This window comes from Janthinobacterium pasteuri (assembly GCF_051380775.1).
In the GTDB taxonomy this organism is placed as follows: domain Bacteria; phylum Pseudomonadota; class Gammaproteobacteria; order Burkholderiales; family Burkholderiaceae_D; genus Janthinobacterium.
In genome coordinates this window covers 138,101-159,528 of record NZ_JBNYXS010000011.1, presented here as the reverse complement: position 1 = coordinate 159,528, position 21,428 = coordinate 138,101, and the positions used below count along the sequence as shown (strand labels likewise).

General features: G+C 64.5%; 24 protein-coding genes and 1 pseudogene. 15 read left to right on the top strand and 10 right to left on the bottom strand.

The features are described 5' to 3' along the window. Positions 1 to 12 precede the first annotated feature (12 nt). From ACQ4WN_RS13575 to ACQ4WN_RS13560, 4 genes and pseudogenes are all read left to right on the top strand, one after another. A complete protein-coding gene (locus tag ACQ4WN_RS13575; RefSeq protein WP_436552021.1) occupies positions 13 to 396 on the top strand; it encodes a nuclear transport factor 2 family protein in 384 nt (127 codons plus the stop codon). Positions 397 to 456: 60 nt separating this feature from the next. Further along, complete coding sequence (locus ACQ4WN_RS13570; RefSeq protein WP_436552020.1) at positions 457 to 1,086, top strand: Rossmann-fold NAD(P)-binding domain-containing protein; 630 nt, start codon at positions 457 to 459, stop codon at positions 1,084 to 1,086. 46 nt (positions 1,087 to 1,132) lie between these two features. Continuing rightward, positions 1,133 to 1,567: pseudogene (locus ACQ4WN_RS13565) on the top strand (GNAT family N-acetyltransferase); the annotation flags it as partial. A 3-nt stretch (positions 1,568 to 1,570) separates the two neighbouring features. Further along, positions 1,571 to 2,176 (top strand): flavin reductase family protein, encoded by a 606-nt coding sequence (locus tag ACQ4WN_RS13560; RefSeq protein WP_436552041.1) that lies wholly within the window; start codon positions 1,571 to 1,573, stop codon positions 2,174 to 2,176. Here ACQ4WN_RS13560 and ACQ4WN_RS13555 read toward each other — a convergent pair whose 3' ends face one another. From ACQ4WN_RS13555 to ACQ4WN_RS13540, 4 genes are all read right to left on the bottom strand, one after another. Continuing rightward, entirely contained in the window at positions 2,177 to 3,097 is a 921-nt protein-coding gene (locus tag ACQ4WN_RS13555; protein ID WP_436552019.1) for a DUF2145 domain-containing protein, read from the bottom strand. It lies immediately after the preceding gene. A gap of 8 nt (positions 3,098 to 3,105) precedes the next feature. After that, positions 3,106 to 3,537, bottom strand: coding sequence for a hypothetical protein (locus tag ACQ4WN_RS13550; protein ID WP_436552040.1), 432 nt, complete (start codon positions 3,535 to 3,537; stop codon positions 3,106 to 3,108). A gap of 92 nt (positions 3,538 to 3,629) precedes the next feature. Next, positions 3,630 to 4,463 (bottom strand): HDOD domain-containing protein, encoded by an 834-nt coding sequence (locus ACQ4WN_RS13545; protein ID WP_436552018.1) that lies wholly within the window; start codon positions 4,461 to 4,463, stop codon positions 3,630 to 3,632. A gap of 132 nt (positions 4,464 to 4,595) precedes the next feature. Then, on the bottom strand, positions 4,596 to 5,693 hold the full coding sequence (locus tag ACQ4WN_RS13540) for an acyl-CoA dehydrogenase family protein (protein ID WP_436552017.1): 1,098 nt from the start codon (positions 5,691 to 5,693) through the stop codon (positions 4,596 to 4,598). A gap of 187 nt (positions 5,694 to 5,880) precedes the next feature. Here ACQ4WN_RS13540 and ACQ4WN_RS13535 point away from each other — a divergent pair, with 187 nt between their 5' ends. Then, entirely contained in the window at positions 5,881 to 6,144 is a 264-nt protein-coding gene (locus ACQ4WN_RS13535) for a PaaI family thioesterase (protein ID WP_436552016.1), read from the top strand. A gap of 22 nt (positions 6,145 to 6,166) precedes the next feature. On the opposite strand, the gene gstA is transcribed toward ACQ4WN_RS13535, so the two are convergent. Together gstA and ACQ4WN_RS13525 are read right to left on the bottom strand one after the other, a co-directional pair. Then, entirely contained in the window at positions 6,167 to 6,781 is a 615-nt protein-coding gene (gene gstA / locus ACQ4WN_RS13530) for a glutathione transferase GstA (protein WP_436552015.1), read from the bottom strand. Between the two features lie 267 nt (positions 6,782 to 7,048). Further along, entirely contained in the window at positions 7,049 to 7,909 is an 861-nt protein-coding gene (locus ACQ4WN_RS13525; protein ID WP_436552014.1) for a LysR substrate-binding domain-containing protein, read from the bottom strand. Between the two features lie 140 nt (positions 7,910 to 8,049). Here ACQ4WN_RS13525 and ACQ4WN_RS13520 point away from each other — a divergent pair, with 140 nt between their 5' ends. From ACQ4WN_RS13520 to ACQ4WN_RS13500, 5 genes are all read left to right on the top strand, one after another. After that, positions 8,050 to 9,564 carry an MFS transporter gene (locus ACQ4WN_RS13520; protein WP_436552013.1) on the top strand — a complete coding sequence of 505 codons (1,515 nt, stop codon included), beginning with the start codon at positions 8,050 to 8,052 and terminating at the stop codon, positions 9,562 to 9,564. Between the two features lie 72 nt (positions 9,565 to 9,636). Then, on the top strand, positions 9,637 to 10,440 hold the full coding sequence (locus ACQ4WN_RS13515; protein WP_436552012.1) for a hypothetical protein: 804 nt from the start codon (positions 9,637 to 9,639) through the stop codon (positions 10,438 to 10,440). Between the two features lie 613 nt (positions 10,441 to 11,053). Continuing rightward, the gene (locus ACQ4WN_RS13510; protein WP_436552011.1) at positions 11,054 to 11,536 is read left to right on the top strand and encodes a hypothetical protein; all 483 of its coding nucleotides are present in this window, start codon (positions 11,054 to 11,056) and stop codon (positions 11,534 to 11,536) included. A gap of 91 nt (positions 11,537 to 11,627) precedes the next feature. Continuing rightward, entirely contained in the window at positions 11,628 to 12,026 is a 399-nt protein-coding gene (locus ACQ4WN_RS13505) for a DUF7668 domain-containing protein (RefSeq protein ID WP_436552010.1), read from the top strand. 147 nt (positions 12,027 to 12,173) lie between these two features. Further along, entirely contained in the window at positions 12,174 to 12,578 is a 405-nt protein-coding gene (locus ACQ4WN_RS13500) for a hypothetical protein (RefSeq protein ID WP_139088862.1), read from the top strand. A gap of 166 nt (positions 12,579 to 12,744) precedes the next feature. Here the strand turns inward: ACQ4WN_RS13500 and ACQ4WN_RS13495 are convergent, their stop codons facing one another. Continuing rightward, complete coding sequence (locus ACQ4WN_RS13495) at positions 12,745 to 13,806, bottom strand: NAD(P)H-dependent flavin oxidoreductase (protein ID WP_436552009.1); 1,062 nt, start codon at positions 13,804 to 13,806, stop codon at positions 12,745 to 12,747. Between the two features lie 99 nt (positions 13,807 to 13,905). Here ACQ4WN_RS13495 and ACQ4WN_RS13490 point away from each other — a divergent pair, with 99 nt between their 5' ends. Next, positions 13,906 to 14,781: a LysR family transcriptional regulator gene (locus ACQ4WN_RS13490; protein WP_436552039.1), complete on the top strand. Its 876-nt coding sequence runs from the start codon at positions 13,906 to 13,908 to the stop codon at positions 14,779 to 14,781. After that, a complete protein-coding gene (locus ACQ4WN_RS13485) occupies positions 14,778 to 15,908 on the top strand; it encodes a YbfB/YjiJ family MFS transporter (RefSeq protein ID WP_436552008.1) in 1,131 nt (376 codons plus the stop codon). The genes ACQ4WN_RS13490 and ACQ4WN_RS13485 overlap by 4 nt, the downstream gene beginning before the upstream one ends. 3 nt (positions 15,909 to 15,911) lie before the next feature. On the opposite strand, the gene ACQ4WN_RS13480 is transcribed toward ACQ4WN_RS13485, so the two are convergent. The 3 genes from ACQ4WN_RS13480 to ACQ4WN_RS13470 are packed head-to-tail and all read right to left on the bottom strand — an operon-like array spanning position 15,912 to position 18,771. Then, positions 15,912 to 16,964, bottom strand: coding sequence for a serine hydrolase domain-containing protein (locus ACQ4WN_RS13480; protein WP_436552007.1), 1,053 nt, complete (start codon positions 16,962 to 16,964; stop codon positions 15,912 to 15,914). After that, positions 16,955 to 17,758 (bottom strand): alpha/beta fold hydrolase, encoded by an 804-nt coding sequence (locus ACQ4WN_RS13475; RefSeq protein WP_436552006.1) that lies wholly within the window; start codon positions 17,756 to 17,758, stop codon positions 16,955 to 16,957. Before ACQ4WN_RS13475 ends, ACQ4WN_RS13480 begins: the two co-directional genes overlap by 10 nt. Continuing rightward, positions 17,755 to 18,771: a M14 family zinc carboxypeptidase gene (locus ACQ4WN_RS13470; protein WP_436552005.1), complete on the bottom strand. Its 1,017-nt coding sequence runs from the start codon at positions 18,769 to 18,771 to the stop codon at positions 17,755 to 17,757. The genes ACQ4WN_RS13475 and ACQ4WN_RS13470 overlap by 4 nt, the downstream gene beginning before the upstream one ends. A 209-nt stretch (positions 18,772 to 18,980) precedes the next feature. Between ACQ4WN_RS13470 and ACQ4WN_RS13465 the strand changes: the two genes are divergently transcribed. The 3 genes from ACQ4WN_RS13465 to ACQ4WN_RS13455 are packed head-to-tail and all read left to right on the top strand — an operon-like array spanning position 18,981 to position 21,285. Next, complete coding sequence (locus ACQ4WN_RS13465) at positions 18,981 to 19,724, top strand: hypothetical protein (protein ID WP_436552004.1); 744 nt, start codon at positions 18,981 to 18,983, stop codon at positions 19,722 to 19,724. Next, positions 19,721 to 20,296: an RNA polymerase sigma factor gene (locus ACQ4WN_RS13460; RefSeq protein WP_436552003.1), complete on the top strand. Its 576-nt coding sequence runs from the start codon at positions 19,721 to 19,723 to the stop codon at positions 20,294 to 20,296. The genes ACQ4WN_RS13465 and ACQ4WN_RS13460 overlap by 4 nt, the downstream gene beginning before the upstream one ends. 8 nt (positions 20,297 to 20,304) lie before the next feature. Then, the gene (locus ACQ4WN_RS13455; RefSeq protein WP_436552002.1) at positions 20,305 to 21,285 is read left to right on the top strand and encodes a FecR family protein; all 981 of its coding nucleotides are present in this window, start codon (positions 20,305 to 20,307) and stop codon (positions 21,283 to 21,285) included. The last annotated feature ends 143 nt before the right edge of the window (positions 21,286 to 21,428 follow it).

The following is a 21,428-nucleotide window of genomic DNA, read 5'->3' as shown; positions in this document are numbered from 1 at the left end:
AAGGAGCGCAACATGAACAACACCACTTATGTGCAGGATTACCAGGCCATCGTCGCCGTGCTGAATCAATATAATGCGGGCGGGGCGCAGGCTGACAGCAGCATCATGCGCCCGGCTTTCAGCAGCCAGGCCACCATTTTCGGCATCGACGGCGACGATAAACTGACGGGCGGGCCCATCGAAGGCCTGTTCGAGATCATCGACAGCGCCTTCCGGCCATCGCCGCAGGCAAAGGCCGCCATCGTGCGCGTCGATATCGTGGGCACGGCCGCCAGCGCGCGCGTCGATACGGACGATATCTCGGGTTTCCGCTTCACCGACTTTTTCAACTTGCTCAAGGTGCAAGGTGAATGGACTATCGTCAGCAAGATCTATCACACGCACGCTGGCGCTTGATACGCTGCCTGGGCGCCCAATGCTGTATCGTGTGGCGTCCAATGTCTGCGGGGAGAAGAAATGAAATTGATACTGATAGGCGCCACCGGCCTGGTGGGCCGTGAAGTGCTGCGCCTGGCGCTGATGGACGCACGCGTCAGCAAGGTGGTGGCGCCGGCGCGCAAGGCCTTGGCCGCGCATGCCAAACTGGAAGCGCCCCTCGTCGACTTCGATCACTTGCCGCCCGATGCACCCTGGTGGCAGGCGGATGCCGTCATCTGCGCCCTGGGCACGACCATGAAGGTGGCGGGTACGCAGCAGATGTTCATGCGCGTCGACCATGACTATCCGCTGGCCGTGGCGCGCCTGGCGCTGGCGGCCGGCACGCGCACGTATGCGCTCAATTCCGCCGCCGGCGCCAACGCCGCTTCGCGCCTCTTCTACAACCGCGTCAAGGGCGAGCTGGAACGCGATCTGGAAACGCTGGGTTTTGAATCGCTCACGCACGTGCGACCCGGCCTGATCGGCGGCGAGCGCGACGTGGCCCGGGCGGGCGAGGGCGCCGCGTTGCACCTGCTGCGTGTGCTCGGTCCCGTGCTGCCGCGCCGCTGGCGCATCAATCCCGCACCGCGCATCGCCCGAGCCTTGCTGGAGGCGGCCATCGCCGCTGCGCCAGGCGTGCATGTGGTGACGTCGGAACATCTGCTGTGAAGGGCGGAGCCGACTAATTTCCCCGCCTGTTTTTGAAAGGATAACAATGCAGACAGTACGTCCTTACCGGGCCAGTGACCGCGATAGCTGCCTGGCCCTCTTCGATGGCAATACGCCGCGTTTTTTCGACCTCTCGGAGCGCGCCGGCTTTGCCGCCTGGCTCGATACATTGACGCACCCGTATCTGGTCATCGAGCGCATCGTCGATGGTGACGCGCGCATCGTCGCCTGCGGCGGCCATGCGCTGGAAGCGGGCGGCGGCGTTGCCAGCCTGTGCTGGGGCATGGTGGCGCAGGATCTGCATGGGCAGGGACTGGGCCGCGCGCTGACGCAGGCGCGCCTGGACGCCATCCGTGCCGTGCCGGGAGTCGCCAGCGTGAGCATGAATACCAGCCAGCACACGCAGGGTTTTTATGCGCGCTTCGGTTTTGAGACAGTCAAAGTGACGCCGGACGGCTTCGGGCCCGGCATTGACCAGTGGGATATGCTCCTGTCCCTGAAAAACGAGGAGCCTGAACGTGGTCATATCGCCGCCGTGCCGCTGGAAAAGGCGTATCGCCTGCTCAATCACGGCCCTTCCATCCTGGTCTCGGCGCGCCATGCCGGCGTCGACAACGTGATGGCCGCCGCCTGGGCCTGCGCCCTCGATTTTGCGCCACCGAAACTGACCGTGGTGCTGGACAAGGCCACGCGCACGCGCGCGCTGGTCGAGGGCAGCGGGACGTTTGTCATCCAGGTGCCGACGGCGGCGCAGCTGCAGCTGACGCATGCCGTGGGCACGCACAGCCTGGACGCGCAGCCCGATAAACTGGCGCGTGCCGGCGTGCAGCTGTTTCACATGGACGGCTTTGATTTACCGTTCGTCTCCGGCTGCTCCGCCTGGCTGGCCTGCCGTTTGATCGCCGAGCCGCACAACCAGGCTGCGTATGACCTGTTCATCGGAGAGGTGGTGGGCGCCTGGGCCGATACGCGCGTGTTTCGCGACGGGCACTGGCATTTCGAGGAGGCCGATCCAGCCTGGCGCAGCCTGCACTACATCGCGGGCGGGCGCTTTTACGCGATTGGCGAAGCGCTCGACGCGGATACCTGACTAATCGAGGGCGATGATCCGGTCGCTTGCCCCGGGCACGCAACCGTCGGCGATCGCATCCCAGCCCCGGTGCACCACCACCTGCTTGCCGTCGTGGCAGATTTCCACGCGCTCGCTGGCGGGCAGGCGCTGGCGCGCGAACGCTTCCAGGCTGGCCGGCAGGCTCACTGCCAGCTGCATCGTGCCGATGGCTTCGGGCGGATGGTCGTCCATATGTACCAGGGGGACGAAAATCGAACCGAGCATCAGCCAGCGTGCACCCACGTCGACGGGGGCGGGCGCATATTGGGCGGCGCGCAGCCAGTCCTGGGCGCGGGCGCGCAAGTCGCTGGCCGCGGCCAGTTCGCCCCAGGCTGCGGCCAGCAATTCCACTACCCACTGATTGCAATTCTGGTATTTCAGGCTGAACGCATAGGCGTTGGCGCTGTAGCGGCCCGCCAGCAATTGCTGCACCCGTACGGGGTCGAGCAGGGCGCGGCGCAGGGGCGGCACGGTTTCCGCTGGCAGTTTCACGAGCGAGATGTAGCCCAGAGCCGGGTTTTCCGTGCCCATGGCGAAACCGGCCGTACCCTGGTCGAAGATGCGCGGGCGGCCTTCGTCGCAGGCGTAGTACAGCTGGCGCGCGGACCAGCCCTTGTCATCGTCATGACGCCAGGCCAGCGCGGCGTGCGAATAGCGGATGCCGAAGCGGGCCAGATCCAGGCCGGAGCGGCTGATCAGCGCCACGCTGCCTTCGCTGGCGGCCAGTTCCTCGCGCACCACGGCGGCAAAGCGCAACAGGCGATCCTGTTCCGTGGCCGTGAGTTCCTGCGCGCGGTCGCAAAAGCGCGATGAGGCGAGCGAAGTTCCTGCCTGGGCGGTGCCAGCCAGGACCAGCGCAGCGCAGCTGGTCAGCAGCCACGCCAGGTGACGCGCGGTCAAACGAGGGATCAAAGGCTGACGGGACGCGTGGCCATTTCGCCGTACCAGTCGTCGTCCAGCACGAGGAAAAAGGCGGCGCGCGTGTCGTTGCGCGAAAATTCGATACCGTAGGCGCGGTTTTGCGCATGCACCACGTCGCCCTGCGCCAACTGCTGCTTGTCGAGGGCCGCTTGCGGCAAGTCCAGCACCAGCGGCGTTGCCGTGGCATCGGCCTGCATGGTCAGGCGCGTCATGCCGTCGCGGCCCGGCATGGCGGCCACGTCGATAATGCGGTAGGGGCCATTGGCCACCTTGTTGTCGCGCGACGAGCTGTTGCTCGAACCATTGAGCGAATCGGAAATGCTGCCGCTCGACTGCGATCCGGCGCTGGAGGCCGATGAAACGAAGCTGTCGGCGTTGGCGTTGCACGCCATGGTCAGAGCTGCGGCCAGGCCGAGCATGCGTAAGGAGGTAGTCAAGGCAGTTTTCCAGTGCACATCAATGAAAGCGGGCCAGGCCCATCCCGGCCTGCGCCATCATAGCAGATCGGCTGTCAGCTGAGCAGTACCTCGATCAGGCCCTTTGCTTCGGCCGACGGCTGCGTGCGCAGCGCCTGCAGCACGGGATCGTTCTCCAGATAGGCTTGCAGCGCCGCGTTGACGGTAACGCTGGCCTGCGGCAGCGGCGAGGCAACGGGCGCCAGCGCCTTGGCCAGCAGCAGGGTGTCGCGCAAGCCTTCGGGCGGCAGCATGATGGTCGAGCCGGGCAAGGCATTGACGGCATCGGCGACGGGCAGCGGCACGCCCAGCTGGCGCATCAGCGCGCGGCCGATCACTTCCAGCGTGGACGCCATCTGCGTTTCCAGCTGGGCGTACAGGCCCGGGGTCTTGTCAGCCTGGGCCAGCATGTAAAAGCCGGCCACTTCATGCACGATGCCGGCGAACAGCGCCGTATCAGCATCCGTGTGCGTGACGGCGCCGGCCAGCGCATGCGACAGCGCCGCCACATGCACGGTGTGCGCCCACAGCTGGGTGGCGCGGGCGCGCAAGGCTTCGTCGCGGATGCCCGCGTTCAGCTGGCGGATGACGGCCGCCGTCGCCAGCGCATACAGGTTGCGGTGGCCCAGCCGTTCGACGGCAGCGCGCACGCTGGTGATGGCAGGCGCCTGGCCGGACGCGAACATGGCCGAATTGGCCAGCGCCACGGCGCGTGCCGACAAGGTCGGTTCGCACAGCAACAGGCGGCTGATGTCGGACGAGTGACAATCCGGGTTGGCCAGTTCCTTTTGCAGGAGCAGGGCCGTATTGATGCTGGTGGGAAAGGCCAGGGTTTCCGTTTCGGCACTGGCCAAAAGTTGCGCCAGGCTGCTGAGCGTGTTGACGTGCATGGATAGGGGAAGCGAGAAGTAGCAATGCCCCATCTTATCAGGCAATCCGGCCCGCATGGCGCCCGCCAGCCTTTTCAGTCATGCGCTTGCCCGGGGGCAAGCTGTTGCGCGGCGTTGCCGAGGTCGGCAATGTCAAGGCAGCAGCAATGAGTGCTGGCTGGCAGTGTGAAAATCGCGCCAGACGCGGTTGATGCTACTGTCTTCGCGGGCCGCGTACAGGCCGCAGTAGGGATACAAGCCATCGACGGCCGCCCGGCAGACGGCCACCAGGGCCAGCGAAGCGGTTTGCACGGCCTGCATGGCGTCATCGTCCAGCGCCGCGCCCGCCGTCACCTGCGCCCAGCTGTCGTCCAGCACGGTGTAGTAGCGGGTGCGGGCGGCGGTGAACGCATCTTTCCTGTCTTGCAGCATGTTGGCCACTTCCGGCACCTCCAGCAGCGGCAAGCCGGCGCGCGCATGGCGCCGGTGGCGCATGCATTCCTCTGCCAGTTGCATGAAATGCGCAGCCATGCCGGCCACGTTGGCGGCCAGGGTCACGTAAGCCAATGAATAGAAGGGGTAGCGGTACAGGGGGCCGTCGGCCGTCGCGGTGTCGGCACTGAGCGTAAAACCATGTTCCTTGCCGAGCCAGGCACCGTCGATGCGGTAGCTGTGCGAGGCGCTGGCGCGCATGCCGATGCTGTTCCACGATGGCACCAGTTGCACCAGCGCGGCGGGGACCAGGAAGGCGCGGATGCGCGGCCTGCCTTCTGCATCGAGCAGGGGCTGGCCATCGCGCTGCAGCCGGGCGTTCAGGGTGAAGTGGGTGACCATGGGCGCGCCGCTGGCGTAATCCCAGTTGCCCGTGATGCGGTAGCCGTCGCCTTCTTCCTCCGCGTAGCCCGTGGTCGCGCCGCTGCCACCCAGGCAGACACGGGGCGTGCCGATGATGCTGCGTGCCATGTCAGGGGCCAGAAAGCCAGCGAACCAGCCCGCGCCCGCGCACAGGGTCAATACCCAGCCCATGCTGCCGTCGACGGCGGCCACGGCTTCTTCCAGGCGCACCACGTGTGGCAAGGGCAGCTCGGCGCCGCCCGCGCTGCGCGGCGCCAGCATCGTCAGCCAGCCGCGCCGGTGCAGCAAGGCTTGCTGGGCCGGATGCAAAAAGCGGGCGGCGTCGGCTGCCGGCGCATGGCGGGCGATGCGGCGCGCGTCGCGCTCGGAAAGGGTATCGATGACAGCGTGCGGCATGGGCAGAATCCGGCAATGGCGAAGGCGGGCATTTTCGCACAGTGGTGCATGGGACGGCAAAGCCCCGCATAGGGCTGTTGCCCGGCGTGCTGAGCGTGCAGCGGCCGCAAGGCGACCTGCTGCATCTCGTGCCCGGCTTGCTGGCGCGGGCAGGGCAGGGGAACGGTCCCCATGGGCGTGGTGGCGCATGATCGCCGACTCGGCCGCCGGTTACGCGGCCATGAACATGGTGCCGGACGGTGCTTCCGTGCTGACCGTGGAATACAAGATGAATCTGGTGGCGCCCGCCGATGGCGAGAAACTGATCGCGCGCGGCAAGGTGGTGCGTCCGGGCCGCGCCCTGATCGTCACGCAGGCCGAAGTGTTCGCCGTCAAGGATGGCCGGGAAAACCTGTGCGCGCTGATGCAGCAAACCATCATGGTGATGCACGGCAAGTCGGAAAAAACCTGAACCGTGCACCGTGCCACGGCGGTTAAGCCGCCTTGGTCAGTCCTTCCGCTTCCCAAGCAGCCTTGACGCTGTCGCGCTGGGCCATTCTTGCAAGGAAGGCCTGCACATTTGCCAGGCCCGACAAATCCACGCCCACGCGCGGCGCCCAGCCCGTGATGACGAACAGGTAGGCATCGGCCACGGTGAAGGTGTCGCCGGTCAGGTAGGCATGTCCTTCCAGGCGGCTGTCCACCCATTTGAATTTCTTGCCAAGTTGCTCAACGAACAAGGTCTTGGTGGCGGCGTCGTAGCGGGGATCGAACAGGGGACTGAACGATTTGTGCAGCTCGGAGGTGATGTAGTTCTGCCATTCCAGCACCTTGTAGCGGGCAGAGTTGCCCACGGGGGGCAGCAAGTCCTGCCTGCCCGCCAGTTCGGCGATGTACTGGGCGATGACGGGGCCTTCGCTCAATGTCGTCCCATCGTCGAGCGCCAGCAGCGGCACTTGTCCCTTTGGGTTGAGTTCGTAGTAATTGCCGCCTTCCTGCGTCTGGTGCTGGCCGAGGTCGACCTTGATCAGGGTAAACGGCGTGCCCGTTTCGCGCAGGATGATGTGCGGTGCCTGGGAGCAGGCGCCCGGCGAGTAAAAGAGTTTCATGGCGATCCTTGAACAGGTGGGAAAGAAGCCACTATAGACCTGCATCGCCACACGGTAAACGCGTGTTCGTGTGGTGACTGTGCACGTCGTGTGTCGTTTGCGCGTCAGTACGTTGCTCGAGCAAGCGACGCGTAAAGAAAGTCGGGGTCACGTCCAAGCCCTATCCTTCCTCCTGTGGCTAGGGTGGCGATCACAGGAGCCGCACGACTGGCACGGTGGCTGTCGTGGACGGTGAGATTGTTCATCAAGCTGCCTTTGCTGCTACTGTCATATCGCCGCAGCGGCTGACCATTCACGCAGCAATTGCCCGAACGCTTCGGCCGCCGCCGTGCTGCTGGCGGCGGGCCAGACGAGCTGGAACTGTGCGGCGGGCAAGGTTGGCAAGCCATGCTGGCCATCGATAACCACCATGCCCGGCTCCAGGTCGCCCTGTGGCAGGGCTGTGATCGCCAGCCCGGCCAGCACGGCCGCGCGCAAGCCCTGCTGGCTGGGCGAGGTGAACGCCACGCGCCAGTCGAGGCGTGCGCTATCGAGGGCATCGACGCCCACTTGCCGGTGCATGCACGGCGCCGGCGAAAACGCCAGCGGCAGGGGCTGAGTGCCGTCATGCCGGAAATCGTGCGCGGCCGCCCAGACGAAGCGCGTGCGGCGCAGCACGGCATCCTCATCTTGCCCGCCGGCCAGGGCCATGACGACGGCCAGGTCCAGCGCATCGGCGGCGACCAGTTTCTGCAAGTCAAGATAGGTGCCGACTGTTACATCCATGCGCACGGCGGGAAACAGGTGCGCAAACTGTGCCAGCAGGGCCGGCAGGCGCGCACCCATAAAATTTTCCGGTACGCCAAAACGCACGGCGCCGGCGATCGAGGAACGCTGGAAGCGCCGCGACAGCGCATCCTGGGCCGCCAGGATCTGCCGCGCGTGGCGCAGGAAATCCTCGCCATCTTCCGTCAGGCGCAGGCTGCGCGTCGTGCGTAGAAGCAATGCCGTGCCTGCCTGTTCTTCCAGGCGGCGGATCTGGTGGCTGATGGCCGACTGGCTCAGGTGCAGCCGTTCGGCGGCGCGCGTAAAGCCGCCCGTGTCCTGGACGGCCACAAAGGCGCGCAGCAGGGCGGTATCGAAGTCCATGGGATTCCCGTGACTCATGATGAAAATGAATGAATTGTATAAAATTTTATCATTTCCTTCATGAGTTGCGGTTTTCTAGAATGCTGGTTCGCAGCGCGCCGGCAGCACGCGCCCCTATGACTTTCGACATCAAGGCTTCGATGCACCTAACTAATTCGCAACAAAACGCACTGACCCTGGCCGCCGTGTGCCTGGCCTCGCTCATGTTCGGCCTGGAAATTTCCAGCGTGCCCGTCATCCTGCCCACCCTGGAAACGGTGCTGCATGGCGATTTCAAGGACTTGCAATGGATCATGAACGCCTACACCCTGGCTTGCACCACCGTGCTGATGGCAACGGGCACCCTGGCCGACCGCTATGGCCGCAAGCGCTTGCTGCTCGCCAGCCTGGCGCTGTTCGGCCTCAGTTCGCTGGCATGCGGCTGGGCCGGCAGCACCGGCGTGCTGATCGGCGCGCGCGCGCTGCAGGGCATGGCCGGCGGCGCCATGTTGATTTGCCAGGTGGCCGTGCTGTCGCAGCAATTTCCGGCCGGCGCCGCGCGGGGCCGGGCGTTTGGCGCCTGGGGCATCGTGTTTGGCCTGGGCCTGGGCTTTGGCCCTATCATCGGCGCAGCCATCGTGGCTCTGTCAAACTGGCAATGGGTATTTCTCGTGCATGGGCCGCTGGCGCTGGCGGCCCTGCTGCTGGTGGCGCTGGGCGTGAGCGAATCGCGCGATCCGCAGCGGCGCAAGCTGGACGTGGCGGGTATCGCCACCCTGTCGCTGGCCGTGTTCAGCCTGGCATGGTGCCTCACGCAGGGGCCGGCGCTGGGTTTCACGGACCCGCTCACGCTGGCCAGCCTGGCCGTGGCGCTGCTCAGCCTGATGCTGTTTGTCATGATCGAGCGGCGCCAGCCTGAACCGATGATCGACTTCAGCGTATTTCGCATTCGCCGTTTTTCGGGAGCACTGCTCGGTTCGGCGGGCATGAACTGCAGTTTCTGGCCGCTCATGATTTATCTGCCCCTGTACGTGCAACATGGCCTCGGCTACAGCAGCCTGGGCACCGGCCTGACCTTGCTGGCCTACACCTTGCCCACCTTGCTCGTGCCGCCCCTGGCCGAACGGCTGGCGCTGCGCTACCAGGCCGATACGGTCATTCCTGCCGGCTTGCTGGCCATCGGCCTGGGTTTTCTGCTGATGCTGTGGGGCAGCAGTGTGGATGCCGCCAGCTGGCTGACGATCTTGCCCGGCTGCCTGCTGGCGGGCACGGGCCTGGGCTTGACGAATACACCCGTCACCAACACGACGACGGGCGCCGTGCCCGGCGAGCGGGCCGGCATGGCTTCCAGCATCGACATCAGCGCGCGCATGGTCAGCCTGTCCATCAATATCGCGCTGATGGGCTTTATCCTCGTCGAAGCCCTGCAGTCCGCGCTGCGGCCGCATCTGCCCGGCGGACTGGACGCGGCCGCCTTGCGCGCCATGGCGGAGAATTTGTCGGCAGGCAAGGGCTCCAGCGCATTGCCGGCTGGTGTGGCAAAACTTGCCCTGGCACAAGGCTTTGGCGCGGTGATGCTGTACGGCGGCGTGGCCGCCTGCCTGTTCGCCGCCGCCAGCTGGCTGGTGTTTGGCGCAGGGCGGGCGAGGCGGGACGCCGGGCATCCGGTCTGCTGAGGTTCGGGGGGCAGGGAGGCTATAATCTGGGCAAGTTGGCAAGTCTTGCTCAACGTTATTACGAGGCTGTCCATGCATAAACTGATTTCCGAACTCACCCGTCTGTATCTGTTCGATGAACAGCAACACTATCTGGAGGCGGGTGGCCAACAGCAGCCGCTGACGCCGGCCGTGCTGGCGCGCCATCTGTCGGGCGAGCAGACGGTGGCCGTAGAACTGGTACAGGATCGCGGCCATCGCGGCCTGACGCGCGCGCTGGTGCTGGAGTTTGGCGGCAAGGGTGGCGGCGAAGCGCACTGGAGCGCGCTGTGCACGATCGCCAATGCCGTGCAGCACGAGCTGGACTTGCCGGCGCCCGCCGTCAGCATCTCGGGCACGGCTTTCCAGTTATGGCTGTCGCTGGCCACGCCCGTACCGGTCGCCCAGGCGCGCCAGTTCGTACAGTTGCTGCGCACCATTTTTTTACCCGCCTCGACCGACATCCTCGCCGCAGCACCACCCGCTTACGTGGAGCAGGTGGCGCTGCCGCCATGTTTGCAGCCGACGGGAAACTGGGCCGCTTTCATCCACCCCAGCATGGGCGCCGCCTTCGTCGACGAAGCGGGCCTGGACATGCCGCCGCCGCCAGCCGCCCAGCTGGGATTCCTGGAAAGCTTGCGCAGCATCAACCCGGCCCAGTTCGCGCAGGCGCTGGCGAAGTTGCAGCGACATGCGGGTCTGCTTGATGTCGCACCCGCTCCCGTCGTTGCCGCATTGCCAGTGGCTACGTCCGCCACTGCGCCAGGCCTGCTGTTGCAGGATGCCACCCTGGAAGACATCGTGCGCTGGCTGCACGCGCGCAATATCGAGCCGACTTTGCGGCACCGACTGCCGTAGGCGCATGCATCCCAGTGTGCCGGCCTCCTGGGAATATTTCATGCATTTGAATTGATGCATGAATTTCTTTCAATCCACGCCTGACTCGTTGCAGATAGCAGGCGAACCGTAGCGGCCATTCGCGTTGGCGTGACAATGCGTGACTTTTTGTCCTTGGCAATTCGTTATGCTCATGAGCCGTCGACGGCCAAGCAGTTCAGCTGACCAAATCAATTTTGAATACATTTGAAATGACAAAAATTATTGTTTGACGAATCAAGGCAATTTGGCAAGATATAGGTCGCAAATACATTGTTCTTCTGGACGGGCGAGAAATTGCCAGAGTGGCCAATGGCTCGGAGGTTGCGTTCGATGTCCCTCCCTGGAAGCACACTGTGCAGATGCAAATCGATTGGTGTCATTCGAAAAAATTTGAGCTTGACGTTCGTCTTGCCGACCCTGTGATACTTGAATGCGGCCCGAACGCGTCACCATTCTCCGCGATCTTTTACATCACCCTGTGGAAGAACAAATATATTTGGTTGCGACGTTGGCGTGACGTCAACGTCTGAGTCACTTAGGCAGGATACGGCCAGAAGCCGACGGTCGAAAAGAATTGAGGAGTGTAGTTGCAATGCAAAAATCGAAAGCTGCACGAGCCGTTAACTTTGAAACGGCTTCGCATGAGGCACTTGATCAGTACGGCATGGAGATGCTTGTTTTCGCCTCTCCAGAGCTTTCGTCCGTTTTGCGCGGCCATCTACTTATTGAGCGGACTATTGAGGCCCTAATAGCAAAGAACCTTGCAAGGCCAGAGAAGCTGTTGGATAGACATCGCATTACGTTTGAAATGAAGGTCGATCTGGCCGATGCATTGGGCACTTTGCCTTCTGCATATGTTGGCGCTGCAAAAGCTTTGAATGGTATTCGCAATGGGTATGCGCACCGGGAAGATCACAAGGTTAGCGTGGAAGAACTTAACTCTTTGAAGATCGAATGGGCACCGATCCAGAAGGAGGCATTCAAGGTAGCTGTTGCCAAAAGCCGTGAGGAGGCTGTGCAATTGGCGATGATTTTCTTAAACTGGTCTTTTCTTCGACTTTTGCACCCAAACTGAAGGGGGAGCTAGTTTGGCCTTGATATGCCGCATTCGGCCAGAAGCAGCCGCTCAGCGAGCAGAATAGTTTTTCGTTTTCAAGGATTGGGGAATGAAGATACTCAACGAGCGAAGTGAAGTTCCGATCACAAAAGATACCGAAGAGGAAGGACTAATCCCTTCAGCCTGGCGCCCAGTGCTAACACAAATCGTTGATGCATTCGTGCGCCATGACTACTGTCTGAGCGATGGCGTGCCTGGGGTCGCTCCAGTATTAGAAGAGACCGCTGCGCAAATCGAGAGATACATCAAAAACTACGGGGCGACGCTGATTCAGCTTCCCAAGGAATCCTGGAATACATCAGTGTGCATCTGGATGGGGGATCGCTGGGATGCCCTTATAGATCTCTGGACGGCAGAAGAAGGCAGCAGTGATCTCGTACTGCAGGTACGTATATCAGAAATTAGCGACGGCTACGTCATGACTGTGTACATGGTGTACGTACCCTGATGTATAACCATACTGATTGAGGAATGCAAGCTCAACCAGCAGGCGTCGTCAATGCCGTTCGTGAATGACCGTTAAGGGGTGTAACCTGCAAACGATGGCAACCGGCCAGGAGCAGACCTATCTCTTTACAAATGTTGAGAATGACAAATGACGTACCGCCCGGCATCTGATCCAAAAATTCATGAGCTTGTATCCGCTCTGTACACGGAAAGATGGGCGAGTTCGGCCAGCAAGATTGAACAACTGGTGGCAATTTCCGACGCCTGGAAAATCTGCGAGCTTCTCACTTCCAGTGAAGGATGGAGGGAGCGGGTCGTCGCAGCGAAAATTATTGCTGCATTCGATTTCGTTGATCTCATCACACCCTTGATCAGTACATTCATCGGCCGTGCCGAGTCGAACACCCTTCACTCCTTTGTCAAGCTGATCATTACTACTGCAATGCCGGACACCAAGCACAAACTCCTTGAGGAACTTCGTGCTTGCTGTCCCGATACATCGTATGGCAGACACATGATCAAGGTGATTGACGATGCTTCCGATGCAGTTTAGAACTTTGCAGCTACCAAGCTTTGTCGCAAGATCGAACGGCCGCTACGGGGCGAAAGCGGACACTGCAATGCGCTTGCAGCGTAGAGTCAACTTTTTATCTCTCTATGCCGTGCTGCTTGTGGCTTACGTGTCAATGGGGGCGCTTCATGTCCGCGGCGTCCTGAAATCAGGCTGCCATTTCCCTGGCCAGGGTGGCTATCAACTGCGCCGCCCCCAATTCCCGCGCCAGCGGCGCGCCCTGGCCGGCCCATTGCGCGGCGAATTCGCTGTTGCCGTGCTGGCTAGCCGCTGCGTTCAATTGTTTGGCGGCATCGTAGGCGACGGGGTAGTCGGCCGGTGGCGGGCTGCCTGGCGCTTCGCCATGTTCGATCAGGCGGTTCACCATGCCGCGCGCCAGGCGGCCCGAGAGCACGTTGGTCAGGCGGGTGGTGGCCGCCCGTTCGCTTTTCAGGTTGGCGCGGTAGCCCGCGTTGGCCGCCGATTCCGGGCATAGCACGAATGCCGTGCCCAACTGGGCGGCGGCGGCGCCCAGGTCCAGCGCGGCGCGGATGCCTTGGCCATCCATGATGCCGCCGGCGGCGATGAGGGGCAGGGCAGTGCGGTTCGCCAGCAGGCGCAGCAGCACGCTGGTGCTGTGGCGCTCGTCCGGCGCTTGCGGATCGAAGACGCCGCGATGCCCGCCCGCTTCCACGCCTTGCGCCACGATGGCGTCGACCCCTGCCTGTTCGATCAGGATTGCTTCGCGCACGCTGGTGGCCGTGGCCATGGTGTAGATGCCGGCCTGGCGCAGGGCGGCAATCTGCTGCTGCGTCGGCAAGCCGAAATGAAAGCTGACGACGGCAGGGCGCTGTTCCAGCAAGAGGGAGAATGCCTGATCGTCGCCGAGAAACGTCGGGTAGATTTCTTCCAATTCTGCCGGCACGGCCGCGCCCAGCTCCGCAAACAGGGGCGCCAGATGGGCCAGCCAGGCCGCTTCGCGCCGCGCATCCCTTGCCGCAGGCGCATGGCAAAACACATTGATATTGAAGGGGCGGTCCGTCAGCGCGCGCGTGTCTTCGATCATCTGGCGCGCCTGCGCCACGCTGCCGGCGCCGATGCCCAAGGAGCCCAGGCCGCCCGCGTTCGAGACGGCGGCGGCCAGGCGCGGCGTGGAAACGCCAGCCATCGGTGCCTGGATGATGGGCAATTGCAGGCCGAGGCGGTCGAGGAAGCGCTGGGAGGAGCTCATGATGTTTCCTTCATGACGTTGAGGGTGCTGTGTCGTACGCCTATTTGTATTCGTATTTTGAGAATATAATAGCACAATCATTTCGCATGAAAGAACATGATGGATATGCAGTCATTGACGATTTTTTGTGCCGTAGCCAGTGAACTGAGCGTCACCCAGGCCGCAGCCAGGCTGGGCCGCGCGCCTTCCAGCGTCACCACGCGCATCCAGCAGTTGGAAGCCGATATTGGCGCCGCACTGTTCGTGCGCACGAACAAGCGCATGGCCCTGACGGCGGCCGGCGAGCGCTTTCTCGAGTATGCGCAACGTCTGCTGGCGCTGGCGGAAGAGGCCAGGCATGTCGTCACGGGCGGGCGCGAAGGTGGCACCTTGCGCATCGGCAGCATGGAAAGTACGGCGGCCAGCCGCCTGCCGGCGTTGCTGGCCGCGTATCACGCCCGGTATCCGGCGACGCGGCTGGCGCTGAACACGGGGCCATCGCGCCCCCTGATCGAGCAGGTGCGCACCGGCTTGCTCGACTGTGCTTTCGTCGCCTTGCCGCCATCGTTCGGCGGCGCCGCTGCCTTGGCGGAGCTGGGCCTGGCTTCGACAGCCGTGTGGCGCGAGGAACTGTGTTTGCTGCTGCCGGCCAGCGAAGCGCAGGCGCAACGCGCCGCTGAAGTGCGCACGCGCTCGCTGGCGGCGTTTCCGCAGGGCTGCACTTACCGCGGCATCGCCGAAGAGTTGCTGGGCGTGGCCGGCAGCACGCAGTGGCGGGTGCAGGAAATGAGTTCGTATCACACCATGATCGCTTGCGTGGCGGCCGGCGCCTGCGTGACCCTGCTGCCGGCCAGCGTGCTGGCGCTGTCCGAGGCGCCGGCCACCTTGAAAATGCTGTCCGCAGGACAAGTCGACACCTTGCTGGTGTGGCGTGCGGGATTCGACGTGCCCGCCTTTCAACACTTGCTGGCGCAGCTACGCGAGGTGGCGCCGTGAGCGCGCCGGCCAGGCTGCGTGCAGCCATCGCCGCAGCGGCCATCCTCGCCATCGGCATGGGCTTCGGCCGCTTCGCCTTCACGGCCATCTACCCGCATATGCTCGGCGAAGGCGTCTTGAGCTTGCGCGATGGCAGCCTGGCCGCCTCGGCCAACTATGCCGGTTATTTGCTGGGCGCCATCCTGGCCATGCGCGCGCGCGCTCACAGCGCGCACCGGCTGTGCCTGTGGTCGGTGGCCGGTACGGCGCTATGCCTTGGCGTGCTGGCCTTGACTATGCCGGTCTGGCTCATCGTGACGGTGCGGTGCGTGGCGGGCGTTTTCAGCGCCCTGGCCATGGTGGCCGCCTCGCTGTGGCTGCTGGAACAGCGCCGGCATGGTCGCGGTGCGCCGCTGCTGTATGCGGGCGTGGGCGCGGGCATCGCCGTGTCGGCCGAATTGCTGGTGCTGGCATCGCACCTGGGCTGGCACAGCGCCGGCATGTGGCTGCTGCTGTCCGGCGTCACCGTGCTGCTGGGGCTGGCGGCCGCGCCCGCCATCGCCGCGAGCGGCCAGGCGACGCTGGACGCGCCGCCGCATGCCGTTGCATTGACCTTGGTGCCGGTGGCGCCGTGGCCGCTGGTGCTGATCTACGGACTGGCGGGACTCGGTTACATCGTCACGGCCACGTATTTGCCCGTGCTGGTGGGCGCTGCCTTGCCCGGGCTCAATTCCGCCCATGTGTGGGCCGTGTTCGGCCTGGGCGCGGTGCCGTCGTGTTTCCTGTGGCACCGGCTGCACGAGCGCCTGGGCACGCGTCAGGCACTCAGGCTGAACTTGCTGCTGCAGGCGCTGGGCGTGGCTTTGCCCGTGCTGGCGCCCTCGGCCACCGGCTATCTGCTCAGCGCCATCCTCGTCGGCGGCACGTTTGTCGGCACGGTGACCATCGCCATGCCGGCCGCGCAGCGGGCAGCCGTCAAGGCAGGAACAAATATGATGGCCATCATGACGGTGGTGTATGGCGTGGGCCAGATCATCGGCCCCGTGCTGGCGGGCAACCTGTATGCGCAGTCGCACAGTTTTAATAGTGCACTATTGGCTGCGGCCGGCGCGCTGCTGCTGGCCATCGTTATGAGCTTGCGGCTGTAAGACTCAGAGATCAAACGCGCAGCGCATGAAGTCGCCCCGCAGCGCGTTGATCCTGGCGAAATCGCGCGTGTAATATAGCTTGTTCGTCAGCAGCACCGCATAGCGGCCGCGCCGGGGGCTGAGCCACATGGCCGTGCCGGTGAAACCCAGGTGGCACCAGACGTCGTCTTGCGGCCCTGTGCCTGCCGCCGGGTGCCAGAACAAGCCGCGCGACGGAGTCAGGGCACCGGTCTGCACCGTCAGCGAGGTATGCACCCAGTCGGCATCAAATACATCGCCATGCAGGTCAGGCGCCAGCATCGCCCGCAGGAGGCGCTGCAGGTCGGGTACGTTTGAAAACAGCCCGGAGATGCCGCACACGCCGCCCAGCAGCCGGGTCGAGAAATCATGTGTCACGCCGGAAAGGTGTGCGCCCGCCTGCTCGCAATACTCGGTGGGCGCGACCTGCTTGCCATGTGCAGGTGCCAGCGGGCCAAAGCCCGTGGCGGCCATGCCCAGTGGTCGCAAAATGTGTTCTTCAAGCGCATGGTCCAGTGGCAGGCCCAGCAGCCGCTCGATGACCAGGCCGAGGATCAGGGCCGCGCGGTCCGTGTATTCGACAGCTTGACCTGGTATGCCTTCCAGCGGCTCGCGCAGTACGCCGCGTACGATATCGTCGTACACCTCGCCATAGCTGGCGCGCAGGCGTGCGCGCAGCGGCAAGCCGGCCGTATGGGTGAGTAGCTGGAAAATGGTGACGGGTGCCAGCGCGTATCCTGCCGTGCCGGGCAGCACGTCGGCCAGGCGGCTGTCCAGGCGCAGGCGATTTTCGCGTACCAGCCAGCCCATCAGCGACCACACGCCGATAATCTTGGTCAGCGAAGCGATGTCGAACAAAGTGTCGACTCGCATCGCGGCACTGGCGGCCTCGGGCGTTAGCCGTCCGGCCGCGCCCGCCACGCTGTGGTGGACGCTGCCCACGGCCCAGGCCGCGCCTGGAAAAATGTGTTCCTGTACGCCAGCCTCTACCAGCGCTGTCAGTTGCTCTGTATGGTCTGTCAGGTTTGCTATTGGCATAATGATTGTGTCGTGATTGTCTTGTCATGCTCTGCCGCGTCCACCCCCAGCCAGCGCGCCACCGATTGCGCCACCCATTCCCCCTCGTCCAGCGGCAAGTCGTGCCCCGCGTCGCGGTGGATCAGACAATCGGCCTGCCAGGCGCGCGCCAGCTGCTGCGAGCAGCGGTGGTCGACCAGCTGGTCTTGCGCGCCGGCCATGACCAGCACGGGCATGGCGGGGCGGATGAGTGGGGCGCGGTAGCGGGCGGCCGACAGCAACTGGCGCAGCGCGTTGCGGCGGCTGACGGGATATTCTTGCTGATATGCACACCAGTCGGCCAGCAGGGCGGGGTTGCCCTGTGCATGCCGGCGGCTCGTCAGGCGCAAGATCAACGCTTCCTGGCTGCGCTGGTCGCCCAGCAGCAGCTGGCGCAGCAGGGCGCCGTAGTTTTGCCAGCGCAGGCGCCGGTAAAACGGATTGAACGGCCGCATGCTGGTGTTGAGCAGCACGCAGCGGGTGATTTCCTGCGGGTAGCGGCTGGCCCATTCCACGGCCACCATGCCACCCAGCGACAGGGCCAGCAAGTGGTACGGTGCTGCAATGCCCCGCGCCGCCAGGTCCTGGCGGCAGGCTGTCACCATGTCTGCCACACGGGTGGCGCTGTCCTGCGCGTGGCGCGTGCCATTGCCCGGCAAGTCGGGCGTGACAATGTGGGCGCCGGGCAGGGCGCGCGCCAGGGTGGCAGGGAAGTCACCCCAGTGGCGCTGTTCGCGCATCAGGCCGCGCAATAAAATCCAGGTGGGCCGCGTCATGACTCATACCATTGCGCCAGCGCGCGCCGGCGCTGCGCCTTGCGCAGCAAGCCTTCCGGCATCCAGCGGCCGTGGCTGCTGGCGGCGCGCATGAGGAAATCGAACCATACCAGGTGCCGCCGCAGCACGCGCTGCAAGCGGTGCGCGGCCGTGGGGTTGAAGATGCTGACCCGGTTGAATAGCTGGCGCGGGTTTTTCTTGACCCACAGCCACGAGCCCATTTCCAGGGTCAGCGGCAGGAACACGCGCCCGCTGTAGCTGGTGCCGTTCAGATACAAATAATCCCACAGGTCGCCATGCGTGCGGTATTGCCGGCTTTGCGGCTCGAACACATAGTTGTGGTTGGGGTAGCTCTGGCTGAACAGCTCTTCCAGCGCGCCGATCTCGGCCAGGTGCTCGATTGGCACCTTGGTATGCGCATGGGGAAACCAGATGCGGTCGCGCAAGCCGAAGCCGGAATGGCAATCGAGGGCGATGCTGAACTGGCGTGACAGCAGCTCGCGCTCGACCAGGTCGCACACGGCCTGGCTTTCCCGCTCCATCGGCGCATCGGCTGCGCCCCGGTACCAGGGCAGGCGGGCGCTGTAGCGCTGTCCGCCCAGCATGAATGGCACTTTTTCGCGTGCGCTCAGCGGTGCGTTGCGCATCAGGTCCACGCCGCGCGGGTTGCAGCGCGTGGCTTGCCACATGCCGCCCGGGTTGACCAGCGGCATGAACACGAGGCGCATGCTTTCCAGCTGCTGGTGCAGGGTGGCGTCCCAGCGCAGGCGGGCGATCAGGCTTTCCAGGAAAGACAGGAGCACTTGCGTGCCGATGCGTTCGAGGCCGTGGATGCCGCCGAAAAAACCCAGCACGGGCACGTCGGGGCCAGGATTGCCCAAGGCGATGGAGTACACGGGGAATTCGCGCCCATCCATGGCGATGCTGCAGGGCGCGGCCACTTCCAGGTGGTTGCCGCCCTCGTCGATGAGGCGCTTCAGCATGACCAGCTCGGGCAGATTCTTTTCGATCATCAGGCGTCAGAAAGGGAAAGTAACAGCCAGTGTAGCCGAAATAGTTGCCGCACCAGACGTCCCGCATGGCGAAATATATGGATGGCAAGGATGTCACGAAGCCGTCATGTTTGCTGTGTAGGCTATTGCAGTTGACGCAAGAATTATTACTTGGCAATACCCCATTTCCACGCAGTTCCACCCTCAGACGATAGCGACACGATAGCGATATGACAGGCAGCCCGGCATCCGTCCATGTGCTTGCGCTGGCGGGATACCTGGTGCTGCTGGGTTTCCTGACCGCGGTGGGGCCGGCGCGGGCCCAGCCGGCCGAGGGGCCCGTGCTGCAATTCGATATTGCCGCGCAAAACCTTGGCGATGCGCTCGACCTGTACAGCCGCCGCACGGGCATCGCCGTGCTGATGGATCAGCGCTACGCGCAGCGCCAGTCGGCCGCCGTGCGCGGCGCGTATGCAGCGGGCGCGGCCCTGCAAGCCTTGCTGGAAGGCACGGGCCTGCAATCGCGCCTGTCCGACGCGCAAGCCGTCATCGTGTATGCCCCGGCTGGCACTCCGGCTGCAGCGGCAGCGGACCTGCCGCAGGCCGCCGTCGTGGCCGCCGCCGACATCCCCGGCGCCACGCAGGGCGGCGGCGACCATGCGGCCTATGTGAGCCGCTTGCAGCACGTTTTGCTGGGGCTGCTATGCCGCGCGGCGCAGACGCGTCCCGGCGGCTACCGCCTGGCGCTGCAGCTGTATTTGAACCGCGCCGGCGTGGTGGACCGCGTGCACCTGCTCGACAGCACTGGCTTGCGCGCGCGCGACACGGCCATCGCGCGCGTGGTGCTGGGCATGCGCGTGGGCGCGCCGCCGCTGCCGTCGATGCCGCAGCCCGTCTCCATCCTGTTGCTGCCGCAAGGGCCGGGCAGCGAAGTCGATTGCGCCGCCAGTGCGCCGGGCAGGGCTATCCCATGAGCATGCCCGACCTGCGCACCAAGCTGAAACGCCATCTCAGTTCGCGCTACGCCGTGCTGCGCTGGCGCCTCGAAAGGGTGGTCGGCTGCAAGCACAGTGCGGCCGATGCGCTGCAGGAAACCTGGCTACGCCTCGAAGCGATGGTGGCGCCTGGCCCCGCCGCGGCGCCCGTCCACAACCCCGACGCCTATCTGCTGCGCATGGCGGCCAATATCGCCACCGATGCCTACCGCCGCGACCGCATCATCGTCACCGAGCGCGAGCGCGAAGAGCTGATGCATATGGCTGACGAGGCCGGGGACGACATCAGCGACCCGGCGCGCATCGTCTCGGCGCGGCTCGACGTGCAGGCGCTCGACGTGGCGCTGGCGGGCCTGTCGCCGCGCCGCCGCGCCATCCTGACGGCGGCGCGCATCGACGGCATGCTCAACGCGGAGATCGCCGAGCGCTTCGGCATTTCGGTGGCGATGGTGAAGAAAGAATTGCAGGCCGCCATGCAACACTGTAAAACGTGCATGGCCGACGCCGAGGCCGCCCAGCGCAGCGATGTGTCGGGCCGCCGTAAATATTGATGAATCTCATGACTGCTCCTGACCGCGATCCACGCGACACTTTCGATACTGCCGACGGCGATGCTGCCATCGGCCAGCAAGCCGCTGCCTGGTGGGTACGGCTGCGTTCCGACGATTTTACGCAAGCCGACGCCGACGCCTTGCGCGCCTGGTGCGCACGCAGCCCCGCGCATGCGCGCGCCTGGCGCGAACTGCAACAGCTGTGGCAGGCGCTACCCCCCGCCTTGAGCCGCGCCGCCGCTGCGCCACAGCGGGCGAACGTGCTGGCGTTCCCCCCCAGGCCGGGACGGCGGGCTTTTCTCGGCGGTGCGCTAGCGGCCGGCGTGGCCGTGCTGGCCTTGCGTCCGCCGCTGGGCGCCTGGCCGTCGCTGCAAGAGTTAAGCGCCGACTATCGCACGGGCACGGGCGAGCAGCGGCAAGTGGCGCTGTCACAGCAGATGACGGTACAAATGAATACGCAGACGCGCATCAATGTGCGGGCGCCCGAAGCGATCGAACTGCTGGGCGGCGAGGCGGAAATCCTCGCCAGCGGCGCGCGCCAGCCCGTGACGGTGCTGGCGGGGGCAGGGCGCTTGCTGGCGCAGTCGGCCCGCTTCAATGTGCGCCACACGGACGACGCCGTCTGCGTCACCTGCCTGGCGGGCGCCGTGGACGTGCTCTGGCAGCAGCGCCGCCAGACCCTCGATGCAGGGCAGCAATTGGTGTATGACGATCAGGTCGCGCAGGCTGCCACGGCCGCACCAAAGGGAGAAGCGAGCGCCTGGCGCACGGGCGCGCTATCGTTTGTCGGCAAGCCGCTGGCTGACGTGGTCGATGAAATCAACCGCTACCGTCCGGGCCGGGTGCTGCTACGCAATCCCGAACTGGGTCGCCGCCTGGTGCGCATGCGTTTTTCCATCGGGCAAACCGATGGCGCGCTGGCGATGATACGCGACCTGTATGGGGCGCAAATGACCAGCTTGCCAGGTGGCATCGTCTTACTGAGCTGATTCCGGATTTCTTCGCGGGGGCTGGCCAAAAATATTTTTCAAAAAACATTATCCCTTCCGCCATCGAGCTACGTCATGGAGGCATGGATGCCTGCGCCACCGCCAGGCTCCGTTCCCTACTCTCTAGCCAGGAAACCATTGCC